At 38.0% G+C, this 17,650-nt stretch carries 11 protein-coding genes and 2 pseudogenes; 5 read left to right on the top strand and 8 right to left on the bottom strand.

The annotated features are described in order from the left end of the window. Positions 1-164 precede the first annotated feature (164 nt). From BK575_RS04170 to BK575_RS04160, 3 genes and pseudogenes are all read right to left on the bottom strand, one after another. Positions 165-856, bottom strand: a pseudogene (locus BK575_RS04170) (hypothetical protein). Positions 857-983: 127 nt separating this feature from the next. Beyond that, the gene (locus BK575_RS04165; RefSeq protein WP_078409030.1) at positions 984-1,457 is read right to left on the bottom strand and encodes a GNAT family N-acetyltransferase; all 474 of its coding nucleotides are present in this window, start codon (positions 1,455-1,457) and stop codon (positions 984-986) included. A gap of 150 nt (positions 1,458-1,607) precedes the next feature. Beyond that, positions 1,608-2,060 carry an ASCH domain-containing protein gene (locus tag BK575_RS04160; protein WP_078409029.1) on the bottom strand — a complete coding sequence of 151 codons (453 nt, stop codon included), beginning with the start codon at positions 2,058-2,060 and terminating at the stop codon, positions 1,608-1,610. Between the two features lie 427 nt (positions 2,061-2,487). Between BK575_RS04160 and BK575_RS04155 the strand changes: the two genes are divergently transcribed. The 3 genes from BK575_RS04155 (at position 2,488) to BK575_RS04145 (ending at position 6,292) form a co-directional block, all read left to right on the top strand. Further along, positions 2,488-3,168 carry a FadR/GntR family transcriptional regulator gene (locus tag BK575_RS04155; protein ID WP_078409028.1) on the top strand — a complete coding sequence of 227 codons (681 nt, stop codon included), beginning with the start codon at positions 2,488-2,490 and terminating at the stop codon, positions 3,166-3,168. 345 nt (positions 3,169-3,513) lie between these two features. Next, entirely contained in the window at positions 3,514-4,836 is a 1,323-nt protein-coding gene (locus tag BK575_RS04150; RefSeq protein ID WP_078409027.1) for an MFS transporter, read from the top strand. A 13-nt stretch (positions 4,837-4,849) separates the two neighbouring features. Beyond that, the gene (locus BK575_RS04145) at positions 4,850-6,292 is read left to right on the top strand and encodes an amidase (protein ID WP_078409026.1); all 1,443 of its coding nucleotides are present in this window, start codon (positions 4,850-4,852) and stop codon (positions 6,290-6,292) included. Between the two features lie 825 nt (positions 6,293-7,117). Here BK575_RS04145 and BK575_RS04140 read toward each other — a convergent pair. Both BK575_RS04140 and BK575_RS04135 read right to left on the bottom strand, forming a co-directional pair. Then, positions 7,118-7,885 carry an ABC transporter ATP-binding protein gene (locus tag BK575_RS04140; protein WP_078409025.1) on the bottom strand — a complete coding sequence of 256 codons (768 nt, stop codon included), beginning with the start codon at positions 7,883-7,885 and terminating at the stop codon, positions 7,118-7,120. A 158-nt stretch (positions 7,886-8,043) separates the two neighbouring features. After that, positions 8,044-10,398, bottom strand: coding sequence for an ABC transporter permease (locus BK575_RS04135; RefSeq protein ID WP_078409024.1), 2,355 nt, complete (start codon positions 10,396-10,398; stop codon positions 8,044-8,046). Positions 10,399-10,885: 487 nt separating this feature from the next. Here BK575_RS04135 and BK575_RS29540 point away from each other — a divergent pair, with 487 nt between their 5' ends. After that, the gene (locus BK575_RS29540; protein ID WP_078409023.1) at positions 10,886-11,020 is read left to right on the top strand and encodes a DUF3967 domain-containing protein; all 135 of its coding nucleotides are present in this window, start codon (positions 10,886-10,888) and stop codon (positions 11,018-11,020) included. Positions 11,021-11,166: 146 nt separating this feature from the next. Here the strand turns inward: BK575_RS29540 and pdxR are convergent, their stop codons facing one another. Further along, positions 11,167-12,582 carry a MocR-like pyridoxine biosynthesis transcription factor PdxR gene (pdxR, locus tag BK575_RS04120; RefSeq protein ID WP_078409022.1) on the bottom strand — a complete coding sequence of 472 codons (1,416 nt, stop codon included), beginning with the start codon at positions 12,580-12,582 and terminating at the stop codon, positions 11,167-11,169. Between the two features lie 117 nt (positions 12,583-12,699). Between pdxR and BK575_RS04115 the strand changes: the two are divergent. After that, positions 12,700-13,659, top strand: a pseudogene (locus BK575_RS04115) (proline dehydrogenase family protein). A 235-nt stretch (positions 13,660-13,894) separates the two neighbouring features. Here BK575_RS04115 and BK575_RS04110 read toward each other — a convergent pair. Beyond that, a complete protein-coding gene (locus BK575_RS04110) occupies positions 13,895-14,143 on the bottom strand; it encodes a ferredoxin (protein WP_078409021.1) in 249 nt (82 codons plus the stop codon). A 14-nt stretch (positions 14,144-14,157) separates the two neighbouring features. Then, on the bottom strand, positions 14,158-17,613 hold the full coding sequence (pyc, locus tag BK575_RS04105; RefSeq protein ID WP_078409020.1) for a pyruvate carboxylase: 3,456 nt from the start codon (positions 17,611-17,613) through the stop codon (positions 14,158-14,160). Positions 17,614-17,650 lie beyond the last annotated feature (37 nt).

Below are 17,650 nucleotides of genomic sequence, written 5' to 3'. Positions count from 1 at the left end.
AGTTTTTAGAAAGTTCAATAATAAAGAAATGATAATTCAATGATAAAATCAAAAAAATCATATAACCCTCTGTTTTAGTCACAATTTATTGTTTATACATCCTTGATAAATCAACGTTTGCGCACGCTCAAGTGCACCTGATGTCTGTATAAAAGTTAGTTCAACTATTGGTTGATAATATATCGAAAATTTTCGATGTATGAAGCGTTCACTCTCTCCACTCGCCGTAAATGGTCGTAAAAACTAAAAGAAAATTTAAAGGTGTGTCCAAAATCCCAATTATTCCGGCTATAGTCTTTTGTCCAAAACCTGTACTCGGTTGGCAGAAATTCCGATCGATCTGCCTTTTGTAACGGTAAATGATCAACTGGTGAGATCAACTTTATTGGATCACCTGGTTTAACGTGGCGACTACTTCGAAGAACTTTAACCAGTTTGAGAAAAGGTGGTAGTCCTCTCTTAAAAAATGAAACGTGGCCTAGATCAAATAAAATGTTCAATGCATGAGAAAAAGTAATCATATGGCCAATAAACTTACTGCACTATAAATCACGTTATGGCCAACCCAGTGAAGGTGATCGATTGTTTTATTAAGTGTTCCAAGTATGATGTTATCAGCTATTTCTAAATCGCACCCAGAATAGTGCTGTTTCCTATTCATTACACAATTTTTTTCGATCATAGCTCTCGACTGCGAAAATACTTTATGTGCTAACTTGTTAGCCAGGTTATTATCCTTAACAAAAAAATAACTAGCAATAGCTGCAGCACCAAAATGGGCGTGCCAAATGTCTCCTGTTTCCCTTTTGCATTGTGAAATGATCGAAAGCCCATCCCCCAGAATTCTATTATCCATTTCTTTTTAACAACCACCTTGCTAGTGTATTAGCTTAATTATTTTGCCCTTCATCTCAATAAAAAGATTCTAACGAAATTTTCACATTTATTGCATTCTTGCCCCCGTTTCTTGAATAAAAAAATCGCTAAGCTGAAAAATGATGATTTTGGTTATTGCTCTCATAAATTCTTGAACTACTTCCCCAAGGATGGTATCCGTCACCTATATAAGTGAATCCATATTTTTCATAGTATCCAATGTGATTAGTGCAAAGGAAAACTTTATTGAATCCTGCTTTTTCAGCGTCAGCTTTAGCACGGAACAGTAGCTCTTTACCTAAAGACCTACCACGATAGCTATTTTCAATATAAAGAGCACATATCCAAGGCCATAAATCCATACGGCTAATAAAATCATTGCTAATAAGACCTGCGCAGCCAATGATTTCACCCGAATCCTCCATTAAATACCAAATGGGAAGCGGACTGTCGGTTAGTATGCTGTGTGTAATACAGTCCTCATATACTTTTATACTGTTTTCGTTTGCCCATTTGCTCTGAAAATATTTTATTGCTTTTTCTTTATACTCTGGATGTTCTCTAACGCTAATAATCCGCATAATGACTTTCCCTTCGTTATCTCATCTTATATAAATTTTTTTAGGCGCAATCCTTATTAGAGGATCGCGCCCGATTACGGAAAATCAATAAATCCTCTATTAGCTGTTTTTGTTCATAATACTTTGGTATTTGCCATCTATAAACATCCTTTATTTCTTTACATCAATCAATTCAAATCGCTCACAAACTAACATCAGATCCTCTGTATATTCACGGCCTATTTTACTCAGCTCTGCCTTAAAAAATTCTTCATGAACATCCTTCCAATAACGATATGTTTTATCCCCTTCTCCTTCTGCAATAGCAAAATCTTCTGGAACTTTGTTCATCGGCATTATTTCGACTTCTAATGTTTTAATGATTGCTACTGGTAGATCCTTGCTGTTTAGAATGATGCTATAGTCCCCCACAGAAGGTATTTGTTCATTTTCCAATTCATAATGAATAAGTGCTGAACACGTAGCTGTTTTTATACCGTCAATTACTAATTTAGCTAAATGGTCAGGGTTATCTCCAAATTGCCACGCACTAACAGACTTTGGCTTTTCTTTACCTTGCCCCGCCCAATATTCATTCCAATACCTTTTAGCTAACTGATTCATTATTTTGTCTCCTAAACATTTTAAACATATTGTATCAAAAATTCATGAATCTTTCTGAATAATCTGTGATGTTAAAAATGACACTTACCTTATTTCAGATCAGCGCCCCTTTATAAACATCGTAACCTTATTATAAAGCCACAATAATGTGACTAGATTTTTATGTCAAATAACAACAAAGTCTACAGTTTTGTGTCACTCGCCAACAATAAAGCATTAGAAAAAATTGAACGCTAATTGACGATCAATTTTGTTCTACAGAACCTCGATTTCTTCAATTTACTTTGTGTTGCTAGCAGAGCGTGTCAGCCCCCATTCTTAATAAAATTGACCCTGACAGATAAAAAGTAATAAAATAATATTGATGGCCTGGTTTTCAACATGATCAGACCATACTATTATTTGCATATTAGAAAGGAAGTCACATATGATTGAGCCTGTAAAACGCTCTAATGTTGGTGATTTGATTGTAAACCAAATCAAAAGGCTTATTTTGGAGGGAAAGTTGAAACCTGGGGATAGGCTTTTGCCGGAACGGGAACTTATGGACATGTTTCAGGTTGGTCGGACTTCACTTCGAGAAGGGTTAAAAGTTCTAGAGTCGCAGGGATTACTAGAAAGATCCCAAAAAGGGACGTTCATCTCTAAGAATTATCATCAATTTTTATCAGATTCGCTAATGTATCAAATTGTCTTTGCTGATACGGAATTGGAAGATTTATTTGAAGCGCGCCGAATCATTGAAAAAGAATTGGTCTATTTGGCTGCATTAAGGGCATCTAATGAGGATTTGGTGACAATTGCTAAAACGATTGAAGGTATGGAAAAAGCGATTGAAGCCCATGACCAAAAAGAGTATGTAATGATGGATATGCTTTTTCATGAGAGTATTGCTAAAGCTTCAAAAAATCTTGTCATGTGTGATTTATATAACTCCATTAAAAATCTGGTTTTTCAAGCAGTTAAAAAAGCAGGGATAATGAATGAGTCTCTTGTATTCCATAAAAAAATTTACGAAGCCATTAAACAACGGCAAGCCGATATAGCAAGCCAAATGATGTTAGAGCACATGCAGTCTGTTTATACCTATTTGAAGGATTGTGAATAGAGAATTACTTTAAACTCAGGACTCCGAAATCAATTATTCAGAGTCCTGAAGATGTTGCATTTCCATGGTCACTTTGTTGGAAAACTATCATTTTTTAAATGCACCCTATTGACAAATAATTTTCTGAAAATTATTATAATTACATCCCGTTTTATTTTTCCATCATCTTTAGATTCATATCCAGACCTTATTTTTTTATGCATATGGTCTGACCATGTGACATTCAAACAATACTTCTGTTAAAAGGCGGGATAGAAGTATCCAAATCGAAACTGGGAAAGGTGGTTAGCTGTCGAAAAGGCGCAATAAGGGATCTGACGATGAAATAAAAGGGGGAAATAGAACATGAAAAATTATCGTTACTTTATTATGGGAATGATTGTATTCATGACTGTGATTAACTACGTTGACCGTGGAGCAATTTCCTATGCACAAAAGGACATTATTGACGCTTACGGTTTTGATTCAGTAGCATGGGGAGCAGTTCTCGGATATTTTGGCTACGGCTATATGTTCGGCGCTTTATTTGGAGGGGCTTTGGCAGATCGAAAAGGACCCAAGTATGTTTGGATCCTTGCAGGACTGATTTGGTCAGTCTTTGAAATTGCTACTGCCTTTGCTGGAGAAATCGGTATGCTCCTCTTTGGAGGATCAGCATTGGCGGGATTTGCAGTGTTTCGTATTTTGTTCGGTTTAGCAGAAGGACCGACTTATTCAACGGTTAATCGTACGAATGCCAATTGGGCAGCTCCTAAAGAGCGAGGATTTGCAGTGGCAGTGGGACTTTTGGGTACACCACTTGGTGCGATGTTGACCGCTCCAGTGGCTGTTGGATTATTATCCATTACCAGTTGGAGAATGATGTTCATCATACTTGGAGTTATCGGTATGATTTGGGTAGTTATTTGGTCCAAAGTATTCCAAAACTTGCCGGAAGATCACCCAAAGGTATCCAAAGAAGAATTGGACATTATCCGATCAAAATCTGATTTGCTCTCTAACGAGAAAATGGTAGCCGCAAACGATCCTAATCTAAAGTGGTACCATTTTTTTAAGAACCCAACTCTGATTTTTAATACAATCGGTTATTTTGGGTTTATGTACGTAAACTTCCTTCTTTTAACTTGGACTCCCAAATATCTTCAGGATGTGTTTCACTTTAAACTTAGCTCTCTTTGGTATCTAGGTATGATTCCGTGGATAGGCGCCTGTTTTACGGTGCTTATAGGAGGGAAAATTTCGGATGCTTTACGACGTAAAACAGGAAACTTGTGGATCGCCCGATCCGGTTTGGCAGTAGTTTCGTTATTTCTAACAGCGGTCTGTTTTCTTCTCATTCCAACTGCTGACAGTATTGTTGGAGTCATGACGTTAATGGCCATCGGAAATGCATTCAACTTTTTGCCTAATTCAGTTTATTGGTCTGTCATCATCGATACAGCGCCAACAAGAGCAGGAACTTTCGGAGGAATTACCCACTTTTTCACCAATATTGCGACAATCGTTGCTCCTACTTTAACAGGATACCTGGTGGCTATATATGGTTATACTTCCATGTTTATAGCAGCGGTTGTTGCCGTTGTGATTGGAATGGTAGCCATGATTTTTGTAAAGCCAGGTCAATCCACTCCAGTTACAGTAGAAAAACATTTGACTCAAAAAGGATAGGAAGGTGCAAAAAATGAACGCTACAAATAGTTCAAACATTTTTCATTGGGATATGTATACATTGTCGAATTCCATTAGAGGAAAACACATTTCTCCGGTGGAAGTAACACGCCAACTTCTAGAGCGAATCAATTCAATCAATCCGCAATTAAATGCATTCATTTCGATATTACAGGAAGAAGCATTAAAGAGCGCTATACAAGCAGAAGCGGAAATTATCTCAGGTAATTGGAGAGGACCTCTTCACGGTATACCTATAGGAATTAAAGATATGATTTATACTAAAAACATAAAAACCACGAAAGGGTCAAAGATTTTTCAAGAGTATGTTCCTGATCATGATGCTACAGTTGTAGAAAAATTGAAACAAGCTGGTGCGATCATCGTAGGAAAACTAAATACACACCAATTTGCTTATGGTCCTACAGGAGACCGTTCATTTTTTGGCCCAGTGAAGAACCCCTATCATTTATCTAAAATTTCTGGCGGATCAAGCAGTGGATCAGGTGCAGCAGTAGCTTCTTCGTTATGTTATGCGGCGCTTGGAACAGATACAGGAGGTTCCATTCGAATCCCTTCAGCTTGTTGCGGTATTGTTGGAATGAAGCCTACCTTCGGGAGAGTAAGCAAATATGGTGTTTATCCGCTTGGTTTTACCCTTGACCACGTTGGACCGATGACAAGAACCGTTCGTGATAACGCAATATTACTAAACGTGTTGTCCGGTTATGACAAAAGGGATCCCTATTCCGTCAAGGCAGACACGGAGGATTTTACCCGTTATCTTAGTCAAGGAATTAAAGGCAGCGTTATTGGTTTACCAACATCCTATTACTTTGATCAAGTGGATGAAGAAGTACATATAAAGATAAGAGAAGCCATTAACGTTTTTCAAAATTTAGGTGCTGAAATTCGTTTGATTGACTTGCCTGCAATGAAGCAAACTCTATTGGCTCAACAAATTACTGCAAAAAGTGAAGCGTATGCGATACATGAAGAAACCTTGCGCAATCATCCAGAAAAATATGAAGCGGAAGTTAGAGAAAGGTTGTTAACTGGTCCTGAAACAATGGCATATGAATATGTTCAGGCTCAACAGTTCAAACATACGGCCATTCAACACTTTGACCAGGCTCTTAAAGATGTAGAGGTTATTTTAACTCCTACTATTCCGATTTTACCACCTGATATCGATCAGAGAGAAGTGTATGTAGGGACCTCTCAGGAGCAAGTTCGATCCACGCTTCTTCGTCTGACTTCACCAACAAATTTTAATGGGTTTCCTAGTATTTCAATTCCATGCGGGTTTTCGAGATCAGGATTGCCTATCGGACTTCAATTAATAGGAAAACGTTTTGATGAATCCAATCTTTATCGTTTTGCTTATGCCTTCGAGCAAGAGTGTTCAATACCAACTGTAAAAATGGATATGGGCAGTGACAATAAAGTTGTTTAAAAATGAACAAAACAAGTCTCATTTTTACAGGGAATTTATTCTAGTTATGGTGAAAATCTTGAATTTTGTTAAATTATAAATAAAAACACAAGATTAATACCGAATATTTCTGGTTTTTATACCATGAAAATTCGGTATTTTTTGTTTCTAATAATAATTGTCCATAGAGTAGGTAATATTCATAATGGTTTGTCTGTCTGATTCTTTTTGCATCAGAACCCTACCACATTGATGTATTCCCCCCCTTTCAAAAAATTAGCATCTGCTCATCGGCAGATGCTAATTTTTTGACGAGTTTCTTCCTAACTTATATAAGTTTATTTTCCCCTCCTTCATAATCCCTGACAAATTTATAATGGATCGTCTTTTTTAGGCCTACCTCCTGTAAGGCTTTAACAGCTGTCATCCCCCCTACTTTTCATCGATGGTACACTTCTTTAAACTCGTTTGTTACCTAAGCTTTCGATTATCCAAAAGTTGCGCCATTTTGCTGTGGCTCTCTTTTTTATTTGTCGTAATTATATGCCACCTCTGTCAGAGTCATTTGATTATTCCGTTTATAAAGGTATACCTTTGTAAACGAAACCTGTGAAGCTATCAAACTCAGTAAAATCAAGTTTAAAAAGGTGGTAAAATTATTTTATAAACGTTTATATTTTTAATAGCACGATGAATAACGGATAAGACATGATCTATCTTCTTAAACTTTCTGTACACGGATTATTACCGACATACAGTGTTCAGAAAGTCACAAATTATCTTGCAGAATGAAAAAGACGATCTTCATCTTGAAAAAAGCCTAGGACATTGATAAAACATAAAAAATTAGAATCCATTTTCCACTAACCATTTCATAATGCTTTCTTCTCTTTCTTTAATATCGTCATGCTGCGCATCGTATTTACGCATTTTCTTCTGTGCCACAATATTTCCATCTACCATATACAATACTCTTTCGGTTTTTGCTGCCACCTTTACATCATGTGTAACGATCATTACGGTTGTCCCTTTTTTATTAATCTCTACAAGAATTGACATAATCTCTTCTGTCGATTTGGAATCTAATGCTCCGGTCGGTTCATCTCCAAATATGATATCCGGATCATTAATCAATGCTCTGCAGATGCCGACTCTTTGTAGCTGTCCACCAGAGGCCTGGGTGATATTATGATCTGCAAGCTTTTCAATTCCTGTCATTTCCAATAGTTTTTTCGCTTTTTGATGTACCGCTTTTTTATCCGTATCTTTTGAAACAAGAGCAGGAAATATAACATTGTCAATCAATGAAAGATTCTTTAATAGATTAATATCCTGAAAGATAAATCCCATGTTTTTCAGTCGGATCTTTGCCAGTTCTTCTTCTTTTAGTCCGCGGATTTCACAGCCTTTAAATTTCACACTGCCAGAAGTAATTCTATCCATGCCACTTACATTATATAGCAGTGTCGATTTCCCGCTTCCGGATGGCCCCATGACCGATACGAATTCACCTTCTTCAATCTCCAAGTTTACATCCTTTAAAATATTCAGCTCATTATCTTTTCCTAATTCTACTTTTTTGTTCATACTTATTGCTTCTATTATATTGGTCATGTATATTTCTCCAATTCAATCAAAGTATATATCCACAGAGGCACCCCGAAATATTTTATTTTTCAGGAATCTGCATTCTTATTTACACCGGTGCTTCACGCAGGGGACTTCTTCCACCTTCGCAGGTACGCCTACTGTCCGGAACTTTTTCAGCCGTTCTAACTTCTAAAAACTACAGATAAATCATCTTCTTCTGTTACCTTACAGCACACAGATATCGTATATCCAACTACTACAATGAGTGCTAACGGACAGAGCAGCCAAGTCTGCCATGCAACATTAACTAATTCAATTTTTGCGGCTCCCATAGAGGACATTGCCATACTTACAAGAAATTCTCCTAAATAATTAGAAGCCAGCACTCCAACTATGATTCCCAATATCAGTACCATCATAGTTCCTGCCATATATTGATGTTTAATATTTTTAGAAGTTAATCCCATACTTCGCATGATTGCAATCTGAGACATATCCTTTGATAATAACATCCGAAGGAATAATGCAACTATCAATACAGCAATGATTACTGCTATTGCGATTCCGCCTATAACAATCAGGCTCATCTGATCAATGATATTTCCAAGAGTCTGTTGTGTATATTCTTTGATATCATTTACCTGCGCAGAATCGTAAGCATTCTGGTAGTAGTCCATTTTCTCACGAATAGCAACGCCCGGAGCTATATCCATGCTCACAATATACCAAAGAACGGTCTCTTCATTTACCCCAAGACTCGTATGCGCCTTTGCTGTTTTTCCCCCACTTGTAATATCCTGATAAATACCCGTGACTGATAAAGTCTGTTCTTCCCCGCCAACCCTGACGGTTACTTTATCTCCTACTTTCTTGTTTAATCCGTCTTTTGCGGCATTGGCAAAGGAAAGCGAGATTTCTCCTTCACCCTCCGGTGCTCTGCCTTCCAGATATTTTAATGGAAATACGGAAAAATCTCCGATCTCAATATTAATATAGTCCCAGGAACCTTCGACGTTTTTGACCTGGTAGGAACTTGTGATGTAGGCTGCAAACTTTTCAATATCATCATCATTTTTCAACTCTTCCTGCAGTTTTATAAAATCTTCTGTAATACTATCGGTTCTTCGAAGATCGATTCTCATGTCGTATTTTCCTATTCCCATATATGTGGAAAATTCCCGTGAATTCATGGTGTTATAAGTATTTAAGGGGAGTATGACAATAAACGTACATACGATAAAAATAACAAACAGCAGCCTGTATAATTTGAATCGTTTCCATACATCCCTCAACCCCATGTAAATATTGGTGCTGAAGAATTTGTTCTTTAGCAGTGGGAAACTGTATTTTCGGTTCTTTCCGCGCTCCATGATATCTGAACGTAAAGCTTCCACCGCAGAAATCTTATCGATTCTTTGCAGTACTTGCTGGCAGTACATCACAATCATGAAATATACAAGTAATGGAGCTATAAGCGATAGTACATATTTTAAGCTTCCTGATAAATCGGAAGATATATAAAGTCTCATATTACCGTTTAACAGACTTCCCGCTGCAAAGGAAAGCAGATAACCGATAATACCCGCTGCTACTGAGATGACTCTGTATTTGTTAAGATAGACCTTTTTTATATCTTTTTTGGATATCCCCATTGCTTTCATAACACCAATTTCTCTAATATCTTCATCAATCGTTGCCAGAAATGTAAGTCTGATACAGAGCGAAGAAATCACAATAAGCAGAATACTAATAAATATAATGACAATCGCAACTGCCATATCTGACATGGCATTAAACATCGTAAATATCTTTCCTTCGATTATAGGACCGTTTGCCGGAAGACCTGCTTCGATATAGGCAGTCTGAACAGCAGCAGAATCCCCGTTTTCATTCAGCTTGAATTCGATCAGATATTCCAGTTCCCCAGCCTGCATTTCAAGCATTTCATCATAGTCATTCTGATTTATCACAAACCGTTTCGAAGAAGTAAGGGAAGAGTTCATCTCAAAATCTCTTGCATACCCTGAAATGACAAACTCTTTCTCATACCCGCCGCTTTTCACCGTAATCGTATCACCTATTTTTAAGTCATGTTTTTCCATGAAATAGATGGGAACAGCCACTTTTCCTTCCTTTACATCCAGCTTTTCATTATCCAGATCCAATATAAAATCAAATTTCTTATTCTGTACAACAAATGAAATATCCTGTATAGTTCCAGCCATCGTTTGATTTTGGCCAAAATGAATATTGCTTCCATCAATATTCTGAAGAACCATCGTCTCCTGCATCGATATATGCTCACTGTATTGTTCTGTGAATTGGTCGATTTCTGCCTGGTCATATTCTCCGGCATGCATCACCGTAATGTCAGCTGGTACTGCACGTTCCTGCAGTTCCGATATCGACTGCATCAGATTCGCAATGATATTTGTTGCACTAGCTCCCAAAAGAACTGCCATCGTTATAAATATAAACACTGTCACATTTATGATTTTCTTCCTGTAGAAATCATTTTTTACAATTTTTAAAAACAAAATTTTTCCTCCTTTCTGCATAGAAAATATTTTTCTATAAATAGATATTTATTAATACTTACTCTTACCTCTGCCAAACCCAGTATCTTTTAAAATTTCAAAAGGGGTATACTAAAATCCTTTATGGTTTACAAAAATTAACTATTTCTTTACATTCATTTTTCAACTAAACTGCCTTTTCGTAATAAGAACTGTACCTAGAGGTGTTATAAAGATGATAGAATAAAACAATTAAACGGAGCAGACGCGTCTGAATATGGATATTTCGCTAAGGACGCAGCGTCTGATTTAGACATCACAACTTCCACATTAAGACGTTGGTCCATTGAATTAGAAAAAGTCGGATATAACTTTGAACGAAATGAAAAAGACCAACGCATTTATTATGAGCGCGATTTTAAAGCGTTTAGAGAACTTAAAAAATTAATTGTAAATAACGTTGCACTAATAGACGCCACAAAGGCTGTTGTATCAATTTTAGAAGCAAATGAACGAACGCGATCAACAACTTATGTCATTCATTCGAACTATTCAAGAGGAAAAAGAAGAAGTCAAAGAACTTATAGCTGCCTCATCTGAAAATCAAAAAAAGAGCATTTGGCAAAGGCTCTTTAACCGATAAAAATTGGAATATCCGTAGCAAAGACCGCCCATTATCCATCAGCCTATAAGGGGGTCCCGGCAGAAAAATGCGAAAAATATACACTAAGCCAATTTTTGGATGGAAAAAGCCGATTTCCCTTACGCTAAGCTAAGGACGGATCGGCTTTAATTTTTGGATTTAAAATTATATATTGCTTTATGTAGTCTGGTTACACCTTCTTTAATTTCTTCATTTTTTAGATGCCCATAACCTAAAATAATTCGATTATGATGTTTTCCTTTTTTAATAGTATGATCTTCTACAGGATATACTTTAACTCCAAACTGTTCGATCCACTCAAGTAACTCTTTTGAAAAATGGGATTCATTTAATTCAACAATTAGGTGTAAGCCTGTTGAGTAACCGAAAATATTAACTTTATTCGAAAATGTTGTTTTTAAACAATGGATAAGGAAGTCTCTTCGTTTTTTATAAATTTTCTTCATCTTCGTAATATGTCGTTCCAAGTAGCCTTCATCAATAAAACGGGCAAGGATAAGCTGATTTAAAGAAGGGGTATGTAGATCCGAAAACCATTTTAGCTTGCGACATTTTTCAATAAGTTGTGAAGGAAGAATTAAATATCCCATTCTAAGGGCTGGTGATAAGATTTTACTAAACGAACCAATGTATAATACACGATCCGAATCCAATCCCTGTAATGAACTTACAGGTGGGCCTTCATATCTAAACTCACTGTCATAATCATCCTCAACAAGATAACAATTCGTTTTTCTCGAGTAGTTAATCAATTGAATCCGTCGTTGAATTGGTAACGTTCCTCCTAACGGAAACTGGTGGGACGGAGTAACAAAGATGAATCTTGGATTATTATTTAATGGTAGCAACGATGTCTTCATTCCATATTCATCAACAGGTATAGGGTAAAGAAGAGCGCCTGAAGTTTTAAATATAGTTTGAATATCATTGGTGATTGGATCTTCCATTATCACTGTATCATTCGGCGATAAAAGTAATTTAGAAACAAGTGTTAGAGCTTGAGTCGCACCAGAAGTAATCACAATTTGTTCTGGATGACAATCAACACCTCTTGTTTTCAGTAAATAGCGTGATAAAACCTGCCTTAATTCCGGACGTCCTTCGGGAATATCGTATCCAAAAGTAGAAGGTGCAATGTCATTCCATATGGTATGAGATAATTTTGCCCATGTCTTACGCGGAAATAAATCCAGTGCTGGTATCCCTGAACGAAAGTTGATGATGTTATCATCTTTATTTATATCTTCACTCCAATTCACAGAATGAAATGAAGGTGTTTTATTCTGTTGTTCTAAAAAAGTCCCTTCAGCAACAAATGTTCCAGCACCCCTTTTTGCAACTAAAAACCCTTCAGCCAATAATTGATCATACGCTTCCAAAATCACATTCCTGGATACATTCAACTCAGAAGATAGTTCACGTGTCGACGGTAGTTTTTCTCCTGATTGTAAATCCCCGTTTAAAATCTGTTCTCGTATTTGCTGATAAACTTGTCTAATTAATGGTATATCTAACGACCGGTCAATGGGTATCCAAAGCATATTGACATTTACTCCTTATCTAAAATTGGTACTTTGAAAAATCATCATAAATGGTACTAATATAAACCATTTTACCATGATAAAGTTTATGCAAATAGGAAAAAGGAGATGTAAGTTATGATTAATCCAAAGGTTCAAGTCACCCAAGCCCTTAAATCGGTTGCACGAAATGAACATATTAAATCTTATATTCAACAATCCAATGAACTCTATCCTTTATTATTGCAAGCCGCCAAACGGTTTGTTACCTGAGAGCATAGGCAAGATGGGCTTGTAACAGCAAAAGAACTGATTTCAAGAGGTTATTCTATTTCACTGGAATACATCGGGGAAAATACAACAGATTTAGAGGAATGTCGAAAAGCCAAAAACGAGTTTTTGAATCTTATTGAAGAAATGGGTTCATTCTCTATGAAGTCGACAGTTTCGTTTGATTTATCACATATTGGATTATCTGTGGATCCAGAAACAGCTTATAATCATTTACTTGAGTTAGCCAAGAAAGCAAATCTGTACGGCGTTACACTTATGATAAGTATGGAAGAATCATCAAAAACTGACGATATTCTTGATATCTATAAAAAAACGACTAAACAATATCCTAATGTAGGGATCACTATACAGGCACATTTATATAGGTCCAACAATGATATTCAGGAATTAGTTCATTATCCTGGGAAAATACGAGTTGTCAAAGGGGCTTATCAAGAAACTGCTGATGCTGCTATGTCTAGATCAAAGGAATTAAATAATTGTTATCTTAAACTTGTAGAACAATTAATAGAAGCTAACCACCCAGTATCCATAGCCACACATGATGAGATGCTTATTCAAGAAATGGAAAAACGTCAATACCTTAATCATCCCAACGTAGAAATGGAAATGCTCTACGGAATCCGTCCAGATTTGTTAAGGGATTTAAAAAGTAAGGGATACAACTGTAAAGTATATTTGACTTACGGAAAAGAGTGGTACTTGTATTTATGTCATCGAGTAGCTGAATATCCGGAAAATCTATATCGTGCAGTAACGGATATGATCAATCCATCTTTAACAGAGAGAAGTAGATCATATTGAACGAACATTTAATCCCTACTTTGAAAAAACACATAGTCCAATTTCCAGTCTCAAAAACATTAATTAATGCAATTAGTGTATGAAATACAGTTTACCTAACGGAAGCTATAAAAGTCTCAAAAGAAAAAGGGTTCTGGTGCAAAAATTTGATAGAGACATAGAACCTACATGGACTATTTAATGACAGATGCATTGCAATTATCTTGAAGTTTTCGCACCAGAACCGAAAAAAACTTTATTCGGATTTATTTGGGTCCCCATCAAAAGCCTCTTCAGCTATTTTAATAGAATTAGTTGGACACCCTTCTGAGGCATCTAGTATATCCTCCTCGAATTCATCAGGTATGCTGGCTGTTCCTTCATTATTATCTAATATGACAAACGCAATACCTTCTTCATCGTAATCATAAATATCAGGAGCTGTAGCACCACATGCTCCACAAGCAATACAAGTTTCTTTATCTACGATCGTATATTTAGCCATTTTTACTATCCTTTCTACTCTCTAAGTTCCAGTTCAACAAGTAAATCACCTGATTGAATGGCCTCCCCACTTAATATATAAATATCTCTTACGATTCCATCAAAAGGTGCTTGGATAGTGGTCTCCATTTTCATGGCTTCTGTGATGATCAGATGATCCCCTTTTGATACTTTTTCTCCTTTTTGAACGAGTACTTTGATGACGGTTCCCGGCATAGTGGCGCCTAAATGGTTTGAATTGGCTGGATCAGCCTTCAGTCTGGATACGACGGTTGTCTTGATGCTTTCATCTTTAATGATGACTTCACGGGCCTGCCCATTTAATTCAAAGTACACCGTACGTGTGCCGTCTGGTTGAGCTTGTCCAATGGAGACCAGTTTAACCATCAGCGTCTTCCCTTTTTCGATTTCAACCTCGATTTCTTCACCCAAACGCATCCCGTATAAGAAAGTAGGAGTGTCTAATACCGATACATTTCCATATTGTTCTACGATTTTCTGATAGTCCATAAATACCTTCGGATATAACGCATAAGCAATGACTTCATGGCTCGTAACGGGACGGTTCATTGTATGATGTAACGTTTGTTCTATTTGGTGGAAATCGATACCCTCTAACAGCTCCCCTGGGCGAACAGTAATAGGTTCTCTTCCTTTTAGAACAATGCGTTGGAGTTCTTTTGGAAAACCTTCATAAGGCTGACCTAAATATCCCTCAAACAGTTCAATCACAGATTCCGGGAAGTCTAGCATTTCGCCGCGCTCGTACACATCTTCCTCCGTCAAGTTGTTTTGGACCATATAAAGGGCCATATCACCAACTACTTTGGAAGAAGGGGTGACTTTGACAAGATCTCCAAATAAGTGATTCACTGTTGAATACATGTCTTTTACTTCATCCCAGCGCCCTTCTAATCCCACCGCTTTGGCCTGTTGCTGAAGATTGCTGTATTGACCGCCGGGCATTTCATGCACATATACTTCTGTATGCGGGGCGTTCATTCCGCTTTCAAATGCTTGGTAGTAGGGACGAACGTCTTCCCAATAAGCTGAAAGCTGTTCCAAACGGCGAATATCGATATTTGGTCTGCGTTCATGGCCTTCCAACGCATAATACAGTGAGTTGGCACTTGGCTGTGAAGTTAAACCCGCCATGGAACTGACGGCGACATCGACAATATCCACGCCTGCCTCGATGGCCTTCGCATACATGAAAATTCCATTACCGCTTGTATCGTGGCTATGTAAATGAATCGGAATATCCACGGTTTCCTTTAAGGCAGAGATTAACTCATAAGCTGCCTGAGGCTTTAATAATCCAGCCATGTCCTTAATGCCTAAAATGTGAGCACCCGATGCTTCCAGCTCTTTAGCCAACTTCTTGTAGTAAGTCAAGTCATATTTTCTTCTCGTTGGATCTAAAATGTCTCCTGTATAACACATCGCGGCTTCGGCGATTTTTCCGCTCTCTCTGACCGTATCAATCGCCAGTGTCATGCCCTGTACCCAGTTCAAGCTGTCAAAAATACGGAACACGTCAATACCAGCTTCGGCCGATTCCTTCACGAACGCTTTAATGACATTATCAGGATAGTTTTTGTACCCAACGGCATTGGAGGAACGAAGAAGCATTTGAAATAATACATTGGGCATGTTCTTGCGTAATTGCAACAAACGATCCCACGGGTCTTCGCTTAAAAAGCGATACGCTACATCAAAGGTAGCCCCTCCCCACATTTCTGCCGAGAACAGTTGAGGAATTAAACGTGCCGTCGGCTCTGCAATCCGTACTAAATCATTTGTACGTATGCGGGTGGCCAGCAAGGATTGATGGGCATCACGGAAGGTCGTGTCGGTTAACAATACTTCTTTTTGTTCCTTGATCCATTTGACGACACCGTCCGCACCTTCTGTATCCAAGATTTGTTTGGTACCGGTTAGAATGGGTTCCGAGAATGTTTGTTTAGGGACAGAAGGTTTCGTAAATACCGGCTTCTTCTTTTTGCCGATGCCGGGGAACCCATTCACGGTCACATTTCCAATATACGTCAGCATTTTAGTACCGCGGTCCTTACTTTTCGGAAATAGAAATAATTCCGGTGTGGTATCAATAAAGGACGTATCATAGTCTCCGTTTAAAAACTTTTCATGCTTGACCACATTTTCGAGGAATGGAATGTTGGTTTTGATGCCGCGAATCCGGAATTCACGAAGGTTGCGCAACATTTTGGAAGCGGCTTTCTCAAACGTACTGGCTGATGTGGTGACTTTAACAAGCAATGAATCATAATAGGGAGTAATGACAGCCCCTTGGAATCCATTTCCAGCATCCAGACGAACCCCAAACCCGCCGCCTGAGCGGTACGCCATGATTTTCCCTGTATCGGGCATAAAATGATTGAGGGGATCTTCCGTCGTGACGCGAGACTGAATGGCATAACCGTTGATTTGGATGTCTTCTTGAGTGGGAATCCCCATCTCCTTACTATGTAAAGAGTACCCATCTGCAATTAAAATTTGCGACTGAACAATATCAATGCCGGTGATCATTTCGGTAATCGTATGTTCGACCTGAATCCGTGGATTCACTTCAATGAAATAAAACGCATCTCCTGAGACTAGGAATTCCACCGTTCCCGCATTTCGATAGTCCACATTTTTCATTAACTGAACAGCTGCTTCACAAATTTGTTGTCGCAAACTTTCAGATAAGGAAACACTCGGTGCGATTTCCACCACTTTTTGATGACGGCGCTGGATGGAACAGTCACGCTCATATAAATGGACGATGTTGCCGTCTTGATCGCCTAAGATCTGTACTTCAATATGCTTCGGGTTTTCCACGAATTTTTCTACATAGACCTCATCACTTCCAAAAGCAGCCTTCGCTTCCGATTTCGCCCGTTCATAGGCTTCTTTTAATTCAGCTGCCTGGCGGACGATGCGCATCCCACGGCCACCGCCTCCAAGTGCGGCTTTAATTATTAGGGGATAACCATAGTCTCGGCCGAACATTTCGGCTTCTTCCTGATTGGAAATCGGCCCATCGCTCCCTGGGATGACGGGAATATTCGCTTGAATAGCCTGATGACGGGCTTTTACTTTATCACCAAACATATTAAGATGTCTGGATTCGGGTCCAATAAATAGAATACCTTCTTCTTCACAACGTTTAGCGAATTCAATGTTTTCCGACAAAAAACCATATCCGGGGTGAATGGCATCTACCTCATGTGTTTTGGCCAGTTCAATGATTCCTTCAATATCCAAATAAGCTTCAATAGGCTTTTTCCCTTTTCCTATTAAATACGCTTCATCCGCTTTATAGCGATGAAAAGATCCTGCATCTTCTTTTGAATAGATGGCGACTGTCCTAATATTTAGTTCGGTACAGGCACGAAAAATACGAATGGCAATTTCCCCTCGGTTTGCCACTAATACTTTGTTAATGCTTCTAGTTATACTTACCATGTTCCCTTTCTCCTCTCATAAATAGGACTGTTTTTTT

The organism is Priestia abyssalis, from assembly GCF_002019595.1.
GTDB lineage: Bacteria > Bacillota > Bacilli > Bacillales > Bacillaceae_H > Bacillus_BA > Bacillus_BA abyssalis.
Note: the sequence above shows the minus strand (reverse complement) of the source record. Positions and strands in the feature narration are given on the sequence as shown.